The sequence below is a fragment of the Streptomyces sp. NPDC047072 genome (assembly GCF_040643855.1).
Taxonomy (GTDB): domain Bacteria; phylum Actinomycetota; class Actinomycetes; order Streptomycetales; family Streptomycetaceae; genus Streptomyces.
Map to the genome: position 1 here is coordinate 19,031 of NZ_JBEYVC010000025.1, position 20,211 is coordinate 39,241.

Annotated in this window: 19 protein-coding genes; 17 read left to right on the forward strand and 2 right to left on the reverse strand. The window is 70.4% G+C overall.

Annotated features, from left to right (window positions below; all coding sequences use genetic code 11):
* Positions 1–79: 79 nt before the first annotated feature.
* From ABZ896_RS13990 to ABZ896_RS14005, 4 genes are read left to right on the forward strand one after another with little or no spacing between them, the layout of a single operon-like run.
* Positions 80–1,312 carry an aminotransferase class V-fold PLP-dependent enzyme gene (locus ABZ896_RS13990; RefSeq protein WP_360927006.1) on the forward strand — a complete coding sequence of 411 codons (1,233 nt, stop codon included), beginning with the start codon at positions 80–82 and terminating at the stop codon, positions 1,310–1,312.
* Entirely contained in the window at positions 1,309–2,601 is a 1,293-nt protein-coding gene (locus ABZ896_RS13995) for a sugar ABC transporter substrate-binding protein (RefSeq protein WP_360927009.1), read from the forward strand. Before ABZ896_RS13990 ends, ABZ896_RS13995 begins: the two co-directional genes overlap by 4 nt.
* The gene (locus ABZ896_RS14000; RefSeq protein ID WP_360927012.1) at positions 2,592–3,554 is read left to right on the forward strand and encodes a sugar ABC transporter permease; all 963 of its coding nucleotides are present in this window, start codon (positions 2,592–2,594) and stop codon (positions 3,552–3,554) included. Before ABZ896_RS13995 ends, ABZ896_RS14000 begins: the two co-directional genes overlap by 10 nt.
* Entirely contained in the window at positions 3,551–4,387 is an 837-nt protein-coding gene (locus ABZ896_RS14005; protein WP_360927015.1) for a carbohydrate ABC transporter permease, read from the forward strand. The genes ABZ896_RS14000 and ABZ896_RS14005 overlap by 4 nt, the downstream gene beginning before the upstream one ends.
* Here the strand turns inward: ABZ896_RS14005 and ABZ896_RS14010 are convergent.
* Positions 4,362–5,708, reverse strand: coding sequence for a hypothetical protein (locus tag ABZ896_RS14010; RefSeq protein WP_360927018.1), 1,347 nt, complete (start codon positions 5,706–5,708; stop codon positions 4,362–4,364). The genes ABZ896_RS14005 and ABZ896_RS14010 overlap by 26 nt on opposite strands.
* 138 nt (positions 5,709–5,846) lie before the next feature.
* Between ABZ896_RS14010 and ABZ896_RS14015 the strand changes: the two genes are divergently transcribed.
* The 13 genes from ABZ896_RS14015 to ABZ896_RS14075 all read left to right on the forward strand — a co-directional run bounded on the left by ABZ896_RS14015 (position 5,847) and on the right by ABZ896_RS14075 (position 19,165).
* Positions 5,847–6,671, forward strand: coding sequence for an SDR family NAD(P)-dependent oxidoreductase (locus ABZ896_RS14015; RefSeq protein WP_360927021.1), 825 nt, complete (start codon positions 5,847–5,849; stop codon positions 6,669–6,671).
* The gene (locus tag ABZ896_RS14020; protein WP_360927024.1) at positions 6,664–7,608 is read left to right on the forward strand and encodes an amidohydrolase family protein; all 945 of its coding nucleotides are present in this window, start codon (positions 6,664–6,666) and stop codon (positions 7,606–7,608) included. The genes ABZ896_RS14015 and ABZ896_RS14020 overlap by 8 nt, the downstream gene beginning before the upstream one ends.
* Before the next feature lie 100 nt (positions 7,609–7,708).
* Positions 7,709–9,085, forward strand: a complete 1,377-nt coding sequence (locus ABZ896_RS14025) for an FAD-binding oxidoreductase (protein ID WP_360927027.1) — start codon at positions 7,709–7,711, stop codon at positions 9,083–9,085.
* Positions 9,086–9,105: 20 nt separating this feature from the next.
* A complete protein-coding gene (locus ABZ896_RS14030) occupies positions 9,106–10,113 on the forward strand; it encodes an ABC transporter substrate-binding protein (protein WP_360927030.1) in 1,008 nt (335 codons plus the stop codon).
* A 2-nt stretch (positions 10,114–10,115) separates the two neighbouring features.
* A complete protein-coding gene (locus ABZ896_RS14035) occupies positions 10,116–10,883 on the forward strand; it encodes an ABC transporter permease (protein WP_360927033.1) in 768 nt (255 codons plus the stop codon).
* A gap of 3 nt (positions 10,884–10,886) precedes the next feature.
* Positions 10,887–11,711 (forward strand): ABC transporter permease, encoded by an 825-nt coding sequence (locus tag ABZ896_RS14040; RefSeq protein WP_360927035.1) that lies wholly within the window; start codon positions 10,887–10,889, stop codon positions 11,709–11,711.
* Positions 11,708–12,502 carry an ABC transporter ATP-binding protein gene (locus ABZ896_RS14045; RefSeq protein ID WP_360927038.1) on the forward strand — a complete coding sequence of 265 codons (795 nt, stop codon included), beginning with the start codon at positions 11,708–11,710 and terminating at the stop codon, positions 12,500–12,502. Before ABZ896_RS14040 ends, ABZ896_RS14045 begins: the two co-directional genes overlap by 4 nt.
* Complete coding sequence (locus ABZ896_RS14050) at positions 12,499–12,918, forward strand: VOC family protein (protein ID WP_360927040.1); 420 nt, start codon at positions 12,499–12,501, stop codon at positions 12,916–12,918. Before ABZ896_RS14045 ends, ABZ896_RS14050 begins: the two co-directional genes overlap by 4 nt.
* Before the next feature lie 89 nt (positions 12,919–13,007).
* Positions 13,008–14,987, forward strand: coding sequence for a hypothetical protein (locus ABZ896_RS14055; RefSeq protein WP_360927043.1), 1,980 nt, complete (start codon positions 13,008–13,010; stop codon positions 14,985–14,987).
* Positions 14,988–15,103: 116 nt separating this feature from the next.
* The gene (locus ABZ896_RS14060) at positions 15,104–15,976 is read left to right on the forward strand and encodes a fumarylacetoacetate hydrolase family protein (RefSeq protein ID WP_360927046.1); all 873 of its coding nucleotides are present in this window, start codon (positions 15,104–15,106) and stop codon (positions 15,974–15,976) included.
* Between the two features lie 2 nt (positions 15,977–15,978).
* On the forward strand, positions 15,979–17,199 hold the full coding sequence (locus ABZ896_RS14065) for an amidohydrolase family protein (protein WP_360927049.1): 1,221 nt from the start codon (positions 15,979–15,981) through the stop codon (positions 17,197–17,199).
* A complete protein-coding gene (locus tag ABZ896_RS14070; RefSeq protein WP_360927051.1) occupies positions 17,196–18,659 on the forward strand; it encodes a carboxylesterase family protein in 1,464 nt (487 codons plus the stop codon). The genes ABZ896_RS14065 and ABZ896_RS14070 overlap by 4 nt, the downstream gene beginning before the upstream one ends.
* Positions 18,660–18,673: 14 nt before the next feature.
* Positions 18,674–19,165, forward strand: a complete 492-nt coding sequence (locus tag ABZ896_RS14075) for a carboxymuconolactone decarboxylase family protein (RefSeq protein ID WP_360927054.1) — start codon at positions 18,674–18,676, stop codon at positions 19,163–19,165.
* Here ABZ896_RS14075 and ABZ896_RS14080 read toward each other — a convergent pair.
* Positions 19,162–20,085 (reverse strand): alpha/beta hydrolase, encoded by a 924-nt coding sequence (locus ABZ896_RS14080; protein WP_360927057.1) that lies wholly within the window; start codon positions 20,083–20,085, stop codon positions 19,162–19,164. The two genes, ABZ896_RS14075 and ABZ896_RS14080, sit on opposite strands and share 4 nt — an antisense overlap.
* Positions 20,086–20,211: the final 126 nt, after the last annotated feature.

A 20,211-nucleotide genomic window follows, 5' to 3' on the forward strand; every position in this document is an offset into this window, starting at 1 on the left:
TGTACGCCTCCGATTTCGCATGCCAGGATGCCGAGTCATCATATGAGTCACCCGGTGATGTCCGATGATAGGGAGTCCTGTGAGCGAGACAGAGGTGACCACCGCGCCCGCGCCGCTGACGCTGGCTGACGGCCGGCCCGCCGCCGCGGCCTGGTCCCTGGACCCCGCCCTCAAGCACCTCAACCACGGTTCCTTCGGCGCCGTCCCGCTGGTGGCCCAGGAGCGACAGGCGCTGCTGCGGGCGGAGATGGAACGCTCGCCCGTGGTGTGGTTCCCGGCGCTGCCCGGCCGGATCGCCGCCGCCCGCACCGACCTCGCCGCCTTCCTGCGCGTCGACGCCGGTGACCTGGCGCTGGTCCCGAACGCCAGCGCCGGCGCCAGCGTCGTCTACCAGGCCCTCACCCGGCGGCGCGGTGGCGAGATCGTCGTCACCGACCACGGCTACGGCGCCGTGACCATGGGCGCCGAACGGCTCGCCCGCCGCTGGGGCGGCCGGGTGCGCACCGCCCGGGTGCCGCTGGCCGCGGACGAGGACGAGGCGTACGAGGCCGTGGTCGCCGAACTCGCCGACGCCACCGACCTGGTGGTCGTCGACCAGATCACCTCGGCCACCGCGCGCCGCCTCCCCGTGGAGCGGATCGGCGCGGAGGCGCGTCGCCGGGGCATCCCCGTCCTCGTGGACGGCGCCCACTCACCCGGTCTCCTCGAAGCCCCCCTCGCGGACGCGACGTACGACTTCTGGACCGGCAACCTGCACAAATGGGGCTGTGCCCCGCGCGGCACCGCGGCCCTGGTCGCCCGCGGTCCGCTCCGCGACGAGCTCTACCCGCTCATCGACTCCTGGGGCGCCCGCGATCCGTACCCCGACCGCTTCGACCAGCAGGGCACGATCGACGCCACCGCCTACCTGGCCGCCCCGACCGCCCTGGACTTCGTCGACCGCACCTGGAGCTGGCCCGAGGCCCGCCGCTACATGGACGAGCTGGCCGACTACGGCGCCCAGGTGATCGGCGCCCGACTCACCCACGCGGACAGCGCTGTTGACGTCGGCATGCCCGTCCCCGGCATGCGCCTGGTCCGGCTCCCGGACGGCCTGGGCCCCACCCGCGAGGACGCCGACGCGCTCCGCGACCGGGTCGCCGACGAACTGGCCGTCGAGGCGGCCTTCACCAGCTTCGACGGCATCGGGTACCTGCGGCTGTCCGCCCACGTCTACAACACCCCGGCCGACTACGAGTACTTCGCCGAGGCCTGCGTCCCCGCCCTCGGCGCCTGGGCCCGCGACATCACAGGGAAGAGGTCAGCACGATGAGAAGAAGGACCGCGGTCCTCGCGCTCGGCACCGCCGCCGCGATGGTCCTGACCGGCTGTTCCACCATGAGCCCGGCCGCGGACGGCACGGTCACGCTCACCATGGTCGAGAGCCTGACCAACCCGACCCGCACCGCGCTGCTCAAGGACCTGATCGCCGACTTCCAGAAGCAGAACCCCAAGATCAAGGTCAACCTGGTCTCCCCGCCCACCGAGCAGGCCGACCAGAAGATCCAGCAGATGCTCCAGTCCGGCAGCGGCGTCGACGTCCTGGAGGTCCGCGACATCACCGTCGGCCCCTGGTCGAACAACGGCTGGCTCCACGACATGAAGACGGACCTCGCCGGCTGGCAGGGCTGGGACGCCATGACGGAGAACGCCGTCAAGGCCAGCCAGGACGCCAAGGGCCGCACCTACTTCATCCCCTACGGCTTCTACGGCCTGAGCCTCTTCTACCGCACCGACCTCATCAAGAAGGCCGGGTTCGGCCAACCCCCGGGCAGCTGGGAGGAGTTGCTCAAGCAGGCGTCCGCCATCAACGACCCGGGCGAGCGCCGTTACGGCTACGCCTTCCGCGGCGGCGCCAACGCCAACAGCAACGCCACCGCGATCATCGAGGCGTACGTCGCCGACCAGATCGACCCGGCCAACGGCTTCAAGCTGAAGAACGGCCGGACCATCTTCACCGCGCCCGAGGCGGAGGACGCGATGGAGACCTACCTCGAACTCTTCAAGAAGGCGTCCCCCAAGTCCTCGGTCTCCTGGGGCTATCCGGAGATGGTCGAGGGCTTCTCCAACGGCTCCACGGCGTTCCTGCTCCAGGACCCCGAGGTGATCGCCACCGTCGCACAGTCCAAGTCGATCACCCGGAGCCAGTGGAGCACCGCGCCGCTGGTCGCCGGGCCCAGCGGCAAGAGCGTCCAGCCGCTGGCAACCGCCGGCTGGGGCATCGCGAAGGGCAGCAAGCACACGGCCGAAGCCGTGAAGCTCGTCGAGTTCCTCTCACAGGGCGAGGCGTCCACCACCTTCACCAAGAAGAACAGCCTGGTGCCGATCCTCAAGTCGGCCACCAGCGACTCCTTCTACAAGACCGGTCCCTGGTCGAGCTACGTCACCATGACCGAGCACCCCGACAAGTACCTGGTGGTCACCCAGCCGCGCGGGGTCTCCTGGTGGACGGAGTGGCAGCAGAAGGCCGACGCCGACGTGCAGAAGCTGATCCTCGGCCGGACGACCCCGAAGAAGCTGCTGGCGGGCTGGGACGAGTTCTGGACCGAGAAGTGGCAGTAGACGAGAGAGTCCGTCCAGCGGCCCGTAGCGTCCAAGCGGGCGCTCGCAAATGGCAGTTCACCACCCGCCGAGGCCTGCTCATCGCCGCCTACCTGGCGCCCGCCGTGCTCATCGTCTCGGTGTTCACCTACTACCCGATGATCGCGGGCGGCCAGATGGCCTTCCGCAACTGGAAGTTGACCGACCTCACCGACACCTCGTGGGTCGGCCTGAAGAACTTCCAGGACGTCTTCGGTGACCCCGCCTGGGGGACCGTGCTGACCAACACCGCGGTCTGGGTGGTCGGTTCGATCGTCCCGCAGCTGGTGATCGGCTTCGCGCTGGCCCTGTGGCTGCGCCGCCGCTTCCCGCTGCGGGGCCTCTACCAGGCGCTGGTCTTCTTCCCCTGGGCGATCTCCGGCTTCCTCATCGGCATCCTGTTCCGCTGGCTGTTCAACAGCGAGTTCGGCGTGGTCAACGACCTGCTCCAGAAAGCCGGGTTGATCGACGAACCGATCGCCTGGCTCGCCGACCCGGACAAGGCGATGGCCGCCGTGCTCGTCGCCAACGTCTGGTACGGCGTCACCTTCTTCGCGATCATGATCCTGGCCGCGCTGCAGTCGATCCCCGACGAGCTGTACGAGGCGGCGGCGCTGGACGGCGCGGGCAAGGCGCGCACGCTCTTCCAGATCACGATCCCCTACATCCGTACGACCCTCGCGCTCACCGTCCTCCTCCGGGTGATCTGGATCTTCAACTTCCCCGATCTGATCTTCGGGATGACCGGCGGCGGGCCGGACGACGAGACGCACATCGTGACCACCTGGATGATCAAGATCACCCAACAGGGCGACTACGGCAGGGCTTCCGCGCTCGGCCTCCTGGTGGTGGCCGGACTGCTGCTGTTCTCGGTGTTCTTCCTCATGGCGACACGCGAGAAGTCGACGCGTGAGAAGAAGGGAGCCGTCGCATGATCGGCAAGGAGACCCCGGCGGGCCGGGCCGTGAAGTTCACCTTCCTCGGACTGTGGCTCCTCTTCACCGTCTTCCCGCTGTACTGGATCACCGTCACCTCGCTCAAGGCGCCCGGCGACATCTTCCGCTTCCCGATCGACTACTGGCCCGCGCACCTCTCCTTCGAGAACTACACCGGCCTGTTCGGCACCGCGGACTTCGGGACCTACCTCACCAACAGCCTGGTGGTGGCCACCGTCGCGGGCGCGGTGGCCACGGCGATCGCGATGCTCTCGGCGTACGTGCTGGCCCGCTTCGAGTTCCGCACCAAGACCGCGCTGCTGATGGCCGCCCTGGTCACCCAGATGATCCCGTCGTTCATCGCGCTCGGACCGCTCTACCTGCTGATGACCGACCTTCAACTGGTCGACAACCGGCTGGGGTTGATCCTCGTCTACATCGCGGTCTGCGTGCCGTTCTGCACGGTGATGCTGCGCGGCTTCTTCGAGAACATCCCGGACGCGCTGGAGGAGGCCGCCATGATCGACGGCCTCTCTCGTTTCGGCGCGCTGTTCCGCGTCCTGCTGCCCGTGATGCGGCCGGGGATCGTCGCCGCGTTCATCTTCAACTTCGTCAACTGCTGGAACGAGCTGTTCCTTTCGGTGACCCTGATGAACAGCGACAGCAACAAGACGGTCCCCACCGCCCTCAACGGCTTCATCTCCAGCTTCAACATCGACTGGGGCTCGATGTCCGCGGCGGCCGTCCTCACCATCCTGCCCACGATGCTGCTCTTCGCCTTCGCCAGTCGGCACATCGTGCAGGGCCTCACGTCCGGGGCGGTGAAGGGATGACAGCAGCTGCCAGCGCCGCCAGATCCACGTCCGTGACCAGCCGCCCCTCGCCCGCCATCAACTCCCTTGCCCGTACGAGGATCTCGTCCACCTCGGCAGGCCCGAAGCCCGCGATACCCAGATCCGTCAGCCGGTCGGCCAGCGTGTAGGGGCCGCTGTCGGGAGTGAAGGGCACCGCACGGACGTTCCCGACCGACTCCGGCTCCACGCAGTTGTGGAGGAGCGGGTCGATCGCCGCCTCCTGGGTGATGAAGTCCAGGCCGCCCCAGCAGAAGGCGTGGGTGCCGGTCACCGGGTGGTTCCAGGCGGTGTGATAGCCCGTCAGTTCCTGTCCCGTGCGGGCGAGTTCGGTGAGCCGCTCGGTGCGGATCCCGGTCCGGACGCCGTAGAGGGCCTCGAAGGCGAGCGCGGTGGCGGCGAGGTCGGCGTTGCCGGGGCCGCCGCAGTAGCCGTTGACCGACAGCTCGACGGCCGAGGCCCCGGCGCGGACGGCGGCCACCGCACAACCGACGGCCAGACCGAAGGTGTTGTGCGGATGCAGCCCGACCTCGACCTCCGGCGCGAAAGTCCGGGTGAGCCGCACCAGATGCGCGTACGCCTCGGGACTCATCCCGCCCGGCCCGTCGAAGAGGGTCAGCTCGCCCGCACCCGCCCCGGCCAGCACCCGCACCGCCTCCTCGTGGCCCTCCTCGGTCGCGTACGACACCATCAGCAGCGGCACGATGACCTCCAGGCCGCGCTCCCGGGCGTACGACACCAGCCGCGCCGCCCGCTCCAGTACGGCCGCCCGGTCGCTCGGGATGTCCTCGGTGCGCCACTCCTCGCCGCGCCACGCCTTGGCGTAGACCGCCGGCCGGTAGATCCGCGAGGTCTCGCTGAACCCCTGCACCCACACCTGTACGGCGTCGTAACCGGCCGCGGCCGCGCGGTCGACGTCCTCCGGCGAGCGCATCAGCGGGCACACCACCCGGCAGTCCGGGTTCTCGCCCTTGACCAGCGCGATCTCCTCCTTGAGTGCCGAGTCGTCGCGCCCGCCGAGGCCCGCCGTGACGACCTCGGGCACCCCGCTGCCGACCAGCCGGCGCAGGAAGGCGGCCTTGGCCCCGGCGCTCGCGACGACACCCGGCAGCGTCTCCACCGAGCGCAGCGTCGCGTCCCGCAGGCGGACTTCCGTCGGAAGTGAACCCACCACGTCCGTACGGCGGTTGAGCGGGCTCACCGACCAGCGGCCCGGTTCATGGGCGCCGGGCGCGCGGCGCGCGGCCAACTCGGCACGGAAGCGGGCGATCTCCTCGGGCGTGAACACGGGGGGCTTCTCCATGGCACCCATCCAATCCCTGTGTCGACACTAAGCGCAATAGTCCAGCTCTAAGGGCCTACATGTTTACTTTCTGTCGACACCTGGCTAGAACTGTCGACAGTTTCGGCAACCCGAGCACGTTCGAGCAAGGGAGATCCCGTGTCCCAAGACCTGCCCGACCGACGGCTGGGCCGTCTGGCGGGCCGTATCGCCGTCGTCGGTGGTGCCGGCAGTGTCGGCCCCGGCTGGGGCAACGGCCGCGCCACCGCCGTGATCTTTGCCCGGGAGGGCGCCACCGTCTTCCTGACCGACCGCGACAAGGACTCCCTGGAGGCCACCGCGCGGCAGATCCGCAGGGAGGGCGGTACCGCGCACACCGCGGTGCTGGACGTCACCGAACCCAACGCCGTCCGGGAGCACTTGGCGGAGTGCGAGCGGCTGGCGGGCCGCGTCGACGTGCTCGTCAACAACGTCGGCGGCTCCCGGGCCGGGGGAGTGGTCGACCTCGCCCTGGAGGAGTGGGAGAGCCAGCTCCGCACCAACCTCACCAGCGCCTTCCTCGCCTGCAAGTACGCCGTGCCGATCATGCGGCGCGGCGGCGGGGGAGCGATCGTCAACACCGCGTCCGCGTCCGGGCTGCGGTGGACCGGCGCCGCCCAGGTGGGCTACGCGGCGGCCAAGGCGGCGGTGATCCAGCTGTCCCGGGTGACGGCCGTGGAGTGCGCGTCCGACAACATCCGCGTGAACACCGTGGTCCCCGGCCAGCTCCACACCCCGATGGTCGAAGCCCGCCTCGCCGGTCAGCGGGCGGGCGGCGATGTGGCGAAGCTGCTCGCCCAGCGGCAGGCCCGGATCCCGCTCGGCTTCATGGGGGACGGCCGCGACACGGCGTACGCGGCGCTCTTCCTCGCCTCCGACGAGGCCCGCTTCGTCACCGGTACGGAGATCGTCGTCGACGGCGGAATGACGGCACGCTGTGACTGAACGCGCCCTGCACCCCACCGAGTTGGCACCGACGCCCGCGCGTCCCGCCGGGTCGGCGCCTTCCCCCGGCTGCCCGCCCCCGCACCCCTCGCCCCGCCGCCCCTCCCTGGTGCTCCCGCCGGGCAGCTGCGACGCCCACTGCCACATCCTCGGTCCCGCCACCGTCTTCCCCTACGCCCCGGACCGCACCTTCACCCCGCTCGACGCCCCCAAGGATCAAGTGCGCGCCCTGCACGCCCAGTTGGGACTCGACCGGGCCGTGATCGTGCAGTCCTCCTGTCACGGCGGCGACCACTCCGGACTGCTGGACGCCCTGGGATCGGAGACCGGACGGCTGCGGGGCGTGGCCCTGATCGGCGCGCGCACGACCCGGGCCGAGATCGAGGAACTGCACCGGGCCGGAGTACGCGCCTTCCGGCTCAACTTCCTTCCCCATCTGCGCACTCCACCCACCCGGGCCGAGATCGACTCGGTGCTCGAACGCGTCGACGGCCTCGGCTGGGCCGCCCAGCTCCACGTCCACGACGAGGAGATCGCCGTACTCGAAGACCTGGTGAAGACCCTCCCGGGCAAGGTCGTGATCGACCACATGGGACGCGTCGACCTCGCGGCCGGGCCGGACGGGCGGGCGCTGCGCAGTCTGCGCGCCCTGCTCGACGGGGGCCGGGTGTGGGTCAAGGTCAGCGGCGTCGACCGGCTCTCCCGGCAGGGCCCGCCGTTCGCCGACGCGGTGGCGCTGGCCGCCTCCCTGGTGGCGCACGCGCCGGAGCGGGTGGTGTGGGGCACCGACTATCCGCACGTCAACATCGCCGCGGACGCCCCCGACGACGGACTGCTCGTCGACCTGGTCGAACGGATCGCCCCCGACCCCGCGCACCTGCGGCTGCTGATGGTGGACAACCCGGCCACGCTCTATGACTTTCCGTCAACTCCCTAGTGTCGGCAGAAACCCACAGGTTTTTCGTTGTCTGATCCCTTGAAGCGGAAAAGTGTCGACAGTAGTGTCCCGACTCGAACCCCGTGTGAGGAGAACGTCCATGGTCCAGCTGTCCCGGGACAAGCTGCTCAGGCGCGGCGACGCGGCCTACGAAACGGCGCGTCGGGACGCCGTCTGGAACGAGCGCAAGCCCGACCGGTACCCCGACGTCATCGTGCTCGCCCACAGTGAGCAGGACGTGGTGGAGGCCGTACGGCTCGCCCGCGAGGAAGGGCTCGCCATCGGCATCCGCTCCGGCGGACACAGCTGGGTGGGCAACGGAGTGCGGGACGGCGGCATGCTGCTCGACCTCTCGCGGCTCACGGACATCACCGTGGACCCGTTGGCCGGCACCGCCGCCGTGCAGCCCGCGGTCACGGGTCCCGCCCTGCTTGAACGGCTCGCTCCCCACGGGCTGTTCTTCCCCACCGGACACGCACCCACCGTCGGCATCGGCGGATTCATCCTGGGCGGCGGCTACGGCTGGGACTCCCGGCGGCTCGGCCCCGCCTGTCTCAGCATCGAGGCGATCGACGTGGTACTCGCCGACGGCACCCTCGTGCACGCCACCGACACCACCCACCCCGAACTGCTGTGGGCGGCACGCGGCAGCGGCCCCGGCTTCTTCGGCGTCGTCACCCGCTTCCACCTCGCCCTGCACGACCGACCGCGCCGCATCCTGCGGACCGTGCACAGCTACCCCCTGGAGCTCAGGGACGAGGTGCTGGCGTGGTCGTACGCCATGCTCGACGAGCTGTCGCCCGCCGTGGAGTTCTCCGCGAAGATCGGGTTCACCCCCGGCCTCGACCGCCAGACCGTCTCCGTGACGGCCACCGCGTTCTGTGAGACGGACGAGAACATCCTCGCCCCTCTGGAGGGCGCGCCCTTCCGTAGCCGGACGATCCGCGAGGTGGTCGCGCAGGAGACCACGATGGCCACGCTGTACGACTACGCCGACCGCATGACCCCGCCCGGGATGCGCTGGGCGCTCGACGGGATCTGGACCGACGAACCCGTCGACAAGGTGGTGGCCGCCTCCCGGCCGCTGTTCGACTCCATCCCGGACACCACCAGCCATGTGCTGTGGATGCTCTGGGGCCACTTCCCCGAGCGGGCGAACGCCTGCTGGTCCAGCCAGGCCAAGCTCTACCTCTCGCCCAACGCCGGCTGGACCGACCCCGCGGAGGACCTCCGCCACGAGCAGTGGGCGCACGGGCTGCTCGCCGAGATCCAACACCTGTCCAGCGGGCTCCAGTTCTCCGACAACAACCTCGCCGACCGCTTCGACCACGGGCTCAGCCCTGCCAACTCCGCGCGCCTGGAGGAGATCCGGGCCGTGCACGACCCCGAGGGGCGCTTCCGCACCTACATGGCCCCCCGGGAATCCACGACCGCATACGCCGCCGCGGGCCACGCGCGGACGCACACGCACTCATGAGCTCAAAGGAGAGCCGTTCCATGCAGACTTCGAGACACCCGCGGCGGCGCACCCTCATCGCACTGTCCGCCCTGGCCACCGCCGCCTCCCTCACCCTGAGCGGCTGCGGCGGCGACTCCGGAGCGGCCACCACTTCCGACGGCAAGGCGAAGATCACCGTCCTGCGCTCCAACGGCGCCATCTTCGAACCGCTCTACATAGCCGAGCAGCAGGGCTACTTCAAGGACGCGGGCCTCGACGTCACCATCAAGGCCGGTGCCCAGGACACCTCGCAGAACGCGCCCTCCGTGCTCAACGGCGAGGCCCAGTTCGCCATGACAGACAGCTCCGGCTTCCTCAAGGGCGCGGCCCAGGACATGCCCATCCGGATCGTGACCGGCCTCCAGTCGGCGACCACCAAGACCGACCCCACCGACGGACTCCTGGTCAAGAAGGACAGCGAGATCGAGTCCTTCAAGGATTTGGAGGGCAAGACCGTCGGGATCTCGGCGCTCGGCGGCACCATCCAGTTCATCTGCGAGTATCTGGTCCAGAAGGCCGGCGGCGACCCGAGCAGGGTCAAGTTCGTCGCCCTGCCGACGACTTCGCTCACCGACGCGGCCACCTCCGGCAAGACCGACGCCGTCTTCTCCTTCGGCCCCTTCTACTTCGCGGGCAAGGACAGCGGGCTGCGCTCCATCGGCAACGGTATGAACGACGTGCCCGGCATGGTCCAGGGACTGCTCTTCTCCAGCCAGGAGTACCTCGCCAAGAACGCCGACACCGCGAAGAGGTTCATCGACGCCGTCGCCAAGGCCATCACCTACGCCAACGCGCACCACGACGCCGTCAAGGCCATCGACAAGAAGTACACCCAGGTCCCGGCCGACTTCATCGACAAGCACGACACCAACTACTACGACAAGAGCCTCAACACCACGGTGATGCGCACGGTCATCACCAAGATGCACGAGTTCGACCTGCTCGACACCGAGCCCAAGGACGACGCCCTCTACTGGGACCAGGCGCCCACCACCACCGGGGAGTAGGGATGGCCAAGGTCCGACTGCTCCAACTCGGCGCCCTGGTCGCCGTGTTGCTGCTGTGGGCGCTGATCGCCGCGGCGGGCGTGGTCAGTTCGACCGCGCTCCCGGGGCCGGGCGCCGTGGCCGCCGCCCTCGGGGACCTGCTCGGCAGCGGCACCTTCTGGCAGGCGCTCGGGGAGACCCTGCGCGGCGCGGTCACCGGACTGCTCGTCGGGATCGCCGTCGGCATCCCGGTGGGCCTGGTGACCGGGGTGTACGCGGCGGCCGAGGAGTCCTCCCGGCTGCTGACGGAGATGCTGCGCTCCTTCCCGGTGATCGCCCTGCTGCCGGTGTTCCTGCTGGTCCTCGGCTCGACACCGGGCATGAAGGCGACCGTCGTCTTCATCGCCTGTGTCTTCCCCGTCCTGCTCCAGGCCCAGTACGGCGCCCGGGCCGTGACCCCCGCGGTCCACGAGACCGTGCGCGGCTACCGCGTCCCGCGTCTGCTCCGCTTCCGCCGGGTGATCCTGCCCGGCGCGGTGCCCTCGATCATGACAGGCCTCAGGCTCGCCGCGACCACCTCGGTCCTGGTGTCGATCGGCGTCGAGGTGCTCACCACGCTCCCCGGCATGGGCCACATGATCATGGAGTCGCAGCAGGCCGGCGCCTCGGCACGGGCGTACGCCTACATCTTCGCCGCGGGGGCGATCGGCTACTCGATCACCCTGCTCGCGCAGTTCGCCGAGCACCGGCTGCTGCGCTGGCGTCCGCCCGCGCACATGGGAGGGGAGTAGCCCATGCCGTGGAAACCGGTCCTGCGTCAACTGTGGCTGCCCGCCCTGGTGTTCGTCGCCCTCCTCGCCGCGACGGCCGACAGTACGAGCTTCTACTTCCCGCCCCTCACCGAGGTGTTGAGCACCCTGTGGGACGAACTCCTGCACGGCGGACTCGTCGAGGACCTGCTGTTCAGCCTGCGCAACATCCTGGCCGGCCTCGCCCTCGCCACGGTGGTCGGCGTGGGCGCCGGGCTCGTCATCGGCGAGGTCCGCGTCCTGCGCCTGGCCACCGGCCCGCTCCTCGACTTCGCCCGCGCCACCCCGACCGTCGGCTTCGTGCCGGTCATCATCCTCACCCTGGGCATCGGCTCCGGACCCAAGGTCTTCCTGATCTTCCTGGGCTCGGTGTGGCCGATCCTCCTCAACACCATCAGCGGCGTCCAGGCCATCGGCCCGGCCGTGCACGAGACCGCGCACAGCTACCGCGTCCCGCGCCTGCTCCGGTTCCGCCGGGTGATCCTGCCCGGCGCCCTGCCGCAGATCCTCGCCGGCATCCGGGTCGCCCTGTCCATCGCCGTCGTCCTCATGGTCGTCAGCGAGATCTACGGCTCGCCCGTGGGGCTCGGCAACTTCATCCTGCAGAGCGGATCGAGCTTCCACGTCGCCGAGACCTGGGCCGGCACCCTCCTCATCGGCATCGTCGGCTACGGCCTGAGCGTGCTGCTCCTGCTCGTGGAGCACCGCCTGCTGGGCTGGTACCACCAGCGCGCGCCCCGCGTGCGCTCGCCCCGGCCGGTCCCCACCCCGAGCACCGAGAGCGCCAAGAGCAACGGAGTCGTCGTATGACACGCGGATCGAGCCTGCACGTCGAGGACCTCTCCATGAGCTTCGGAGAGCACCACGTGCTCGGCGGAGTGTCCCTGCGGGTGGATCCGGGGGAGTCCGTGTGCCTCGTCGGCCCGTCCGGCGCGGGCAAGACGACCCTGCTCCGCTGCCTGGCCGGACTGACCCCGCCCACCGGCGGCCGGGTCCGCTACGGCGACCGGCCGCTCACCGAGCCCCACGCGGACATCGCCGTCGTCTCCCAGGACTACCGCGGCTCCCTGCTGCCGTGGATGCGCGTGTGGGACAACGTCGCCTTCCCGCTCCAGGGCCGGGGCGTGAAGAAGGCCGTCCGCAAGGCGCGGGCTCTGGAGTGCCTGGCGGCGGTCGGCCTCCCGGACGTCGGCGAGAAGTACCCCTGGCAGCTCTCCGGCGGTATGCAGCAGCGGGTGGCCATCGCACGCGGTCTCGCCTACGACGCTCCCGTGCTGCTCATGGACGAGCCGTTCGGGTCGGTCGACGCCCAGTCCCGCTTCGACCTGGAGGACCTCACCCTGCAACTGCGGCGGCAGCTCGGCATCACGGTGGTCGTGGTCACCCACGACATCGACGAGGCCGTCTACCTCGGCGACCGCGTGATCGTCCTCGGCGGGAAGCCCACCGCCGTCCTGGACACCCTCACCATCCCGCTCGGCACCGACCGCGACCAGCTCACCACCCGCGCCGACGCCCGCTTCGCCGAACTGCGCACCCGCGTCCTGGCGTTGATCCGCGGCGAGAAGGTTCCGACCCCACCGGAAGTGGCCCGCCAGTGACCGCGCGCCTCGACCACGTCGGCGTCTCCGTACCCGACCTGACGGTCGCGGTCGCCTGGTACCGCGAGGCCCTCGGCCTCACCGAGGAGCGCGCCTTCGCCGTCCCCGGCACCGATCTGCGCGGGGTGATGCTCCGTCACCACAGCGGCTACCGCGTCGAGTTGCTGCACCGGCCGCAGGCCGCACCCGGCCTGCTCGCCGACAGTCCGCTGGAGGCGGCGGGCACCCTCGGCTACGGCCACCTCTGCCTCGCGGTGGACACGGCCGACGAGGTCGACAGCGAGTTCGCCCGGCTCGTGGCCGCGGGCGCGGGCGTACGCATGAGCCCTCGGCCCGCACCACGTCCCGGCGGCCGGATGGCCTTCGTGTCGGACCCGTTCGGCAACCTCATCGAGCTGATCAACCGGTTCGACTGACAGTCCCCACCTCTTTCCCCCGGCTGACCGCCACCCCCCTCCGGCGGTCGGCCCTGCCCGAAAACCCACCGAGAACAAGGGAGTTCAGAGTGACACGGACCAGCAGGACAGGGCCCGACTTCACCTACCGGGCCCGCCCCCGCGCCCTGCTCGTGGCGGTGGCCGCCGCCATGGCGCCCACGCTCGTCGCCCCCGCGAGCGCGCACGCCGCCACCGCCAAGGCCGGCAAGCGGATCACCGTCGGCGCCGGGGAGACCCTGGAGCTGACCGAGACCACCACCGCGACCCGGCTCACCATCGCCGAGGGCGGCGCCATCACCGTCCCCGACGGCTACAGCCTCTCGTTGACGGTCAACGGCGTCGAGACCGGCAGCGACCTCGCCGCGCTCACCGACGGCTCCGGCGGCGTGGCCACCGCGATCGCCGCCGGCACCTACCGCGGCAAGATCGTCCTGACCGTCGCCGAGGCCAACGACCTGGCCTACTCCACCCTCACCTTCCCCTTCCGCCAGGCCATCTACGTCGACGCCGACGGGGTCGACGAGTCCAAGTCCGTGCCCTCGGACGTCCTCGGCGGCACCGTCACCGACACCGGCGCCACCGGCATCACGCTGGCCTCCAACGGCGAGGCGTTCAACGGCGTCTACGTCACCGGCGGCGGCAGCTACACCCTCACCGACCCGACCATCGCCTTCGACGGCAACGGCCGCTGCGACTTCATCGGGTACGGCGCCTCCGTCGTCGGCACCGGCGCGGACACCACGCTCGTCCTGGACGGCGCGAACATCAGCAACGTCGGCGTGGTCCGCACCGCCGTCATCGCCGACGCCACCGCCAACGTCGTCGTCAAGAACTCCACCCTGCACTGCGCCGACGGCGTCGTCCCCGACGAGTACCCGGCGGCCGGCACCGGCGACACCCGCTACATGATCACCGTGCCGTGGATGCTCGGCCTCTCGGGCAACGTCCGCACCACCAACCTGCTCGGCGCGAGCACCAAGGCGTCGTACATCAACTCCACTATCTCCTCCGAGAAGTGGGGCGCCCTCTCGGTCGACGGCGGCAGCTACTGCACCCTGACGGCGATCAACTCCACGATCGCCAACACCGGTGGCCAGGGCTACGGTTCGTACGCCATCGGCAACGTCACCGAGCACTTCCTCGGCTGCACCTTCGACGTCGGCGACTACGCCCTCATCCACTGGGGCGCCTCCGCCCACTACGGCGACAGCACGAAGGACGCGGTCGCCGCCCTCAACGACTCGCTCGACATCGGCCTCACCAGCGCCGAGTTGAGCGCCCTGCCCGTCAAGTCGACCACCGTCGACTCCGGCCGCTTCATGGTCCTGTGGTACGCGACGGGCTCCGTCACCATCGACGGCGGCACCCAGGTCACCACCGGCGAGACCGCCTTCGTGGCCAAGGCCGTCGCGGGTTCCGTCACCGTCGACGGGTCCGACGGCGCCACGATCAACCCCGGCAACGGCGTCGTCTTCCAGCTGATGGACACCGACCGACCGAGCAGTGTCAGCGTGTCCGGCCAGCCCTGGTCCTCGGAGACCATCGGCACCTACACCGAGCCCACCGGCTCCCCGGCCAAGTCGTCCAGCTGGACCACCACCGGCTCCCAGTCGACCGACGCCAAGGGCACCTTCACCGACATCGACCTGACCGGCGACTTCTACAACTCGGTCCGGGGCGGCGGCAACGCGAGCCTCCAGGGGCAGAACCTCACGCTGTCCTTCACCCGCTCCACCGTCGAGGGCGTCATCTCCGCGAGCACCGCCGAGCACAGCGTCTCGACCATCACCAAGGACGAGTACCGCGAGATCAGCGAGGTCACCAACACGCCGAGCGCGGTGGTCAACAACGGCGTCCTCGTGACCCTCGGCACCGGATCGACCTGGACCGTCACCGGCACCTCGTACCTCAGCTCCCTGACCCTGGCCTCCGACGCGGCGGTCACGGCACCCTCGGGGAAGACCGTGTCGCTGACGGTCGACGGCACCGCCACGGCCATCGAAGCGGGGAAGACGTACACGGGGGCGCTCACCCTCACGGTGGCCTGACCCAGCCCGCACCACAGAGGTCCGGCCCCCGGGGAAAGATGCGAACCGATTCCCGGGGGCCGGGCCCCGACCGTAAGCCAAAGCCGCCATTGTGTCGACACTTTGAGGGAGATCTCATGAAACTGGTGACGTTCGACGAGGGGCTGGTCGGCCGGCTCGACGCGGACACCGTCGTCGAACTCGACGTCCCCTCCACCCGCGCCTACTTCGAGCGCGAGGGCCAAGTCGGCGAAACGGGACGGACGTTCGCGCTCGCCGACGTCACCCTGCGCGCCCCCGTCACACCGAAGAAGTTCTTCCACACCGCCGGCAACTTCCGTGAGCACCACGAGGACCTGGTCCGCGTCGACTGGTCGCACCCCGTGAACAAGGGCATCGTCTTCTTCCAGAACGTCGACGCGATCATCGGCCCCGACCAGCCGATCGTGTATCCGGCCAACCTCACCCAGGAACTGGACTACGAGCTCGAACTCGCCATCGTCATCGGCAAACCCGGGCGCTTCTTCTCCGCCGAGCAGGCCGTCGAGCACATCGCCGGCTACGTCGTCTTCAACGACATCACCGCCCGCGACATCCAGCGCAAGGAGATGGAGTCCGGAGTCTTCTCCTTCTCCAAGGCCATCGAGACCTTCTGCCCGATCGGCCCGTACATCGTCACCGCGGACGAGATCGACGACCCGCACGCCCTCGACATGGAACTCCGGGTCAACGGAGACGTCCGGCAGAAGTCCAACACCGCCCGGATGTCCGTCTCGATCCCCCAACTCGTCGCCTACCACTCCCCGCAGACCTACAGCGCGGGCGACCTCATCACCACCGGCACCATCGCCGGGGTCGCCGCGAGCACCGAGGACCCCTTTGCCAACTACCTCAAGCCGGGAGACGTCGTGGAGGCGGAGATCGAGGGACTCGGGGTGCTGCGCAACCCGGTCGTCTCCTGGCGGGACGCGTACGGCGAGGACGAACCGGCCGCGGAACAGTGGGTGTGAGGATGGCTTCGACCCTCTTCGTCGACGTCCAGGTCTTCGACGGAACTGGACAAGACCCGTTCCCTGCCCAGGTGTTGGTCGAGGGCAACCGCATCGCCGAGGTGGGCGACCGCATCCCCCGCGACCGGATCGCGGACGCCCAGGTGATCGACGGACGCGGCGGCACCCTGCTCCCCGGTCTCGTCGACGCCCACGCCCACCTCGGCTTCGGCTCCACCCTCGAGCACCTCTCGCGCCGCCGCGACGAGCCCGAGGAGGAGAAGGTGTTGCTCGTCGCCCACGCAGGCCGGGTCCTCCTCGACCACGGCATCACCAGCGCCTACTCGGGAGGCAACCGCCTGCCCCGTACGGAGACCGCCGCCCGCAAGGCCTTCGCCGAGGGCTGGATGCCCGGGCCGCGCCTGAAGGCCGCGTCCTGGGAGGGCAGCGCGGGCATGGTCGAGCCGGGGGTCTACGACTTCCCGGGCGTCGACGGCCGCGCCTCCGACCCGGACTCGGTGGCCCGCTTCGTCACCGGGATGGCCGAACTCGGTGTCGACATCGTCAAGTTGTCGCTCTCGGGGGAGAGCGCGGTGGTCCAAGGGACCTCCAGAATCGTCCAGTTCACCGACGACGAGGTGGCGGCCGCGTCGTTCATGGCCCAGAAGCACGGCGTCTGGCTCACCGCGCACGCCCATGCCGCCGAGTCCATCAAGATGGCCGTACGCCACGGCATCCGCGCCGTCTACCACTGCACCTTCGCCGACGAGGAGGCCCTCGACCTCCTCGAAGCAGCCCGCGACCGCCTCTTCGTGGCCCCCACCCCCGGCATCATCCACGCCAACCTGTACGAGGCGGGCAGCGAGCCCGAGCCGGGCATGGAGGTGGAGGCCACGGCGGCGGCCGTACGCCAGGTGGTCCCCGAACTCGCCCGGCGCGGCATCCGCGTGGTGCCCGGCGGCGACTACGGCTTCGCGTGGAACCCGGTCGGCCGAAACCTCCGCGACCTCGAACTCTTCGTCGACTGGTTCGGCTTCACCCCGGCCGACGCGCTGCGCGCTGCCACCCGGTACGGCGGCCAGATCATGGGCATGGAGGACGAACTCGGCCTGATCCGGCCGGGGTTCCTCGCCGATCTCGTCCTCGTCGACGGCGACCCGCTGGAGGAGATCCGCATCCTCCAGGACCGCCACCGGCTGACGGTGATCATGAAGGACGGCAAGCTCCACAAGGCGCCGGTGTGATCCGCGCGCGGACGGCGGCGGGACGGCTCGCCGGGGAGTGGGACGAGGGGGTCGCGGTGTTCCGGGGCGTCCCGTTCGCCGCACCGCCCGTCGGCGAGCTGCGCTGGCGGCCACCCCGGCCCGCCGCCCGCTGGGACGGTGAGCGACGCGCGTACGACTTCGGGCCCGCGCCCCTCCAGCCCCAGCCGCCGCGCGACTCGATCATGTACCACACCAACTTCGCCGACCGGCGGGCCCTGGTGATGAGCGAGGACTGCCTCTATCTGAACGTATGGACACCTGACCCGGCGCCCGCCGCAGGGCTGCCGGTGATGATCTGGATCCATGGCGGCGGCAACCGCTACGGCCATGGAGGCCAGGAAATACACGACGGCCTGGCTCTGGCCGCCCGGGGCCTGGCCGTCGTGACCCTCAACCACCGCCTCGGCGCCCTCGGCTTCCTCGCCCACCCGGAACTGGCCGCCGAGGACGACCTGGGCGCGTCCGGCAACTACGGGCTCCTCGACATCGTTGCCGCCCTCACCTGGGTGCGGGAGAACATCGCGGCCTTCGGCGGCAACCCCGACCGGGTGACCCTCGCCGGAAACTCCGCCGGAGCCGCCCACATCTGCCACCTCATGGCGTCCTCCGCGGCCCGGCCGCTCTTCCGCGCGGCTCTCGGCCAGAGCGCCTCCGGGGTCGGCCGCGCCGAAGGGCCGCTTCCCCCGCAGGAGGACGCGCAGAAGGAGGGGCTGCGATGGGCCGAGGGCTTCGGCGGCCGGTCCGTCGAGGGGCTACGGCGGCTCGACGGCGCGGAGTTGGTGCTGCGCGGCCACTTCGGACCCGTGGTGGACGGCCGCGTCCTGACCGAGCCCAGCGACGACGTCTTCGCCGCCGGCCGCCAGCACGCCGTACCGCTGCTGGTCGGCACCAACACCGACGAGGGCTCGGTGTACGCCACCCTGGACGCCGTACGCCGACTCCCGGTGGAACCCGGCACCGACGAGCTGTACCCCGTCCGTGACACCGACGAACTCCGCCTGACCGCAAGGCGGTTCACCGGCGAGAGCCGCTTCACCTACCCCGTCTGGCACTGGGCCACCGCCCACCGCGAGACCGCCCCCACCTGGATGTACCGCTTCACCCGCACCCCACCGCTCCCGCCCGACCTGGACCTCGCCCCGCCCAAGGACGGACTACGCGGATACGGCGTCCACCACACCGCCGAACTCCCTTATGCCTTGGACAACTTGGACCGCCGCCCATGGCCCTGGACCGAGACCGACCGTGACCTCGCCCGCACCATGGCGGACACCTGGGCGCGCTTCGTCACGACCGGCGACCCGAACGGCGGGGCGCTGCCGCGCTGGCCGACCTTCACCGGTGAGCAGGTCATGGTCTTCGGCGACCGGGTGGCGGCGGGACCCTTCGAACGCCTGGAAGCGATGCGGCTGTTGGCCCGCTCTAGCCGACCCCTGTGAAAGGAAACCCCTGAATGGCACGGCTCCCCGACACCGAAGGCACCGGCGAGATCGCCGAGCGGATCCGGGAACGGCGAGGCGGCGAGCTGCGCCCGCTCGACCGCATGCTCCTGCACAGCCCGCAGCTCGCCGACGGCTGGAACAGTCTGCTCGGGGCCATCCGCGGACGTATACAACTCGCGCCGGAGATCAGGGAGTTGGTGATCCTCCGGATCGCCGTCCTCAACCGCGCCCCCTACGAGTGGACCGCGCACGAATCCGATGCCCGGCGGGCCGGACTCGACGAGCACGTCCTCGACGAGGTGCGCCGGGAGAAACCCGCCCTCGACGCCCGTCAGGCGCGGGTCATCGCCTACACCGATGCGATGACCCGCGAGATCCAGGTGCCCGACGAGCTGTTCGACGCCCTGCGCGTGGACTTCACCGACGCCGAACTGGTGGAGCTGACGGCGACCGTGGCGGCGTACAACATGGTGTCCCGCTTTCTGGTCGCCCTGGACGTCTAGGAGGTGCGGTGCCGTCTGAGGAAGTGCAGCAGCAGCCGGTTCCAGGCGGCGGGCTGCTCCCAGTGCGGGTTGTGGCCCGCCTCGCGGACCACGTGCGTCTCCACGTCCCGCAGGTGCTCGGCGTTGAGCCGCATGACCGAGGGCGGGCTGTACAAGTCGGCGTCCCCGGTGATGAGTTGGACCGGCAGGATCAGCGTCTCCAGCGCGGACCAGGTGATCGTGTGCGCGAGGGACTGGGCGAAGGCGTCGGCCGTCCTGGCGCGGGAGTTGATCGCCAGCCAGGCGGCCACGCCGTCCCGGTCGCCACCGCGGTAGGAGGGCCCCAGCTCCCTGAAGTCGACCGGCAGGTCGCCGAACGGGTCGGGCTGGAGCACCGAGGTCAGCTCCTCGTACTCGGCGTCCATGATCCCCATGATGCTGCCCGAGACGGTGAGGCTGAGCAGCCGGTCCTCGTGCGCGAGCGCGTAGTCGATCGCGACCGGACCGCCCGCCGCCGAACCGGAGAGGTGGAAGCGGCCGAGGCCCAGGTGGTCGGCGAGCGTGTCGAGGTCGCCCGAGGCGGTGTCGGCCTGCGCCTTCGTGCCCGCCACCGAGCCGTACGCGCCCCGCCGCGAGTAGCCGATCACCCGCAGTCCGGCCGCCGCCAGCACCGGCTGCTGGTAGGGCCAGCTCTCCCCGCTGCCGGAACCGGGATGCAGCAGGACGACGGCCTCGCCGTCGCCGCCGGTGTCCCAGCACCACAGGCTGCCGCCGCCGGCGACCGGCACCTGGTACTCCGTGACCGGGACCTGCGCGGGCACCGGCACGGGCACCCACGGTGTCTCGGAGGCGGTGCCGGCCTCCGCCGTACGGGAGCCCGCCGCGAGCGCGGCCAGGGTCGTGCCCGCGACGAGGGCGCGTCTGGAGAGAGCGTGGTTCATGGGTTTCCATCCCTTCGCTAAAGGTTGTGCTCTGTCGACAGGAGGCAGGGGCGGCCGGCGTCGGTCCCGGGAGGGCAGTGAGATAGTGTCGACACCGTTGCGTGGGCTGTGCGCCCCCGACCAGGC

Excerpts from the sequence above, each read along its gene's own strand:
- ABZ896_RS14030 (WP_360927030.1), top strand. The coding sequence starts at position 9,106 with ATGCAGACTTCGAGACACCCGCGGCGGCGCACCCTCATCGCACTGTCC.
- ABZ896_RS14040 (WP_360927035.1), top strand. The coding sequence starts at position 10,887 with ATGCCGTGGAAACCGGTCCTGCGTCAACTGTGGCTGCCCGCCCTGGTG.
- ABZ896_RS14060 (WP_360927046.1), top strand. The coding sequence starts at position 15,104 with ATGAAACTGGTGACGTTCGACGAGGGGCTGGTCGGCCGGCTCGACGCG.
- ABZ896_RS14025 (WP_360927027.1), top strand. The coding sequence starts at position 7,709 with ATGGTCCAGCTGTCCCGGGACAAGCTGCTCAGGCGCGGCGACGCGGCC.
- ABZ896_RS14080 (WP_360927057.1), bottom strand. The coding sequence starts at position 20,085 with ATGAACCACGCTCTCTCCAGACGCGCCCTCGTCGCGGGCACGACCCTG.
- ABZ896_RS13995 (WP_360927009.1), top strand. The coding sequence starts at position 1,309 with ATGAGAAGAAGGACCGCGGTCCTCGCGCTCGGCACCGCCGCCGCGATG.
- ABZ896_RS14075 (WP_360927054.1), top strand. The coding sequence starts at position 18,674 with ATGGCACGGCTCCCCGACACCGAAGGCACCGGCGAGATCGCCGAGCGG.
- ABZ896_RS14035 (WP_360927033.1), top strand. The coding sequence starts at position 10,116 with ATGGCCAAGGTCCGACTGCTCCAACTCGGCGCCCTGGTCGCCGTGTTG.
- ABZ896_RS14005 (WP_360927015.1), top strand. The coding sequence starts at position 3,551 with ATGATCGGCAAGGAGACCCCGGCGGGCCGGGCCGTGAAGTTCACCTTC.
- ABZ896_RS14045 (WP_360927038.1), top strand. The coding sequence starts at position 11,708 with ATGACACGCGGATCGAGCCTGCACGTCGAGGACCTCTCCATGAGCTTC.
- ABZ896_RS14010 (WP_360927018.1), bottom strand. The coding sequence starts at position 5,708 with ATGGAGAAGCCCCCCGTGTTCACGCCCGAGGAGATCGCCCGCTTCCGT.
- ABZ896_RS14065 (WP_360927049.1), top strand. The coding sequence starts at position 15,979 with ATGGCTTCGACCCTCTTCGTCGACGTCCAGGTCTTCGACGGAACTGGA.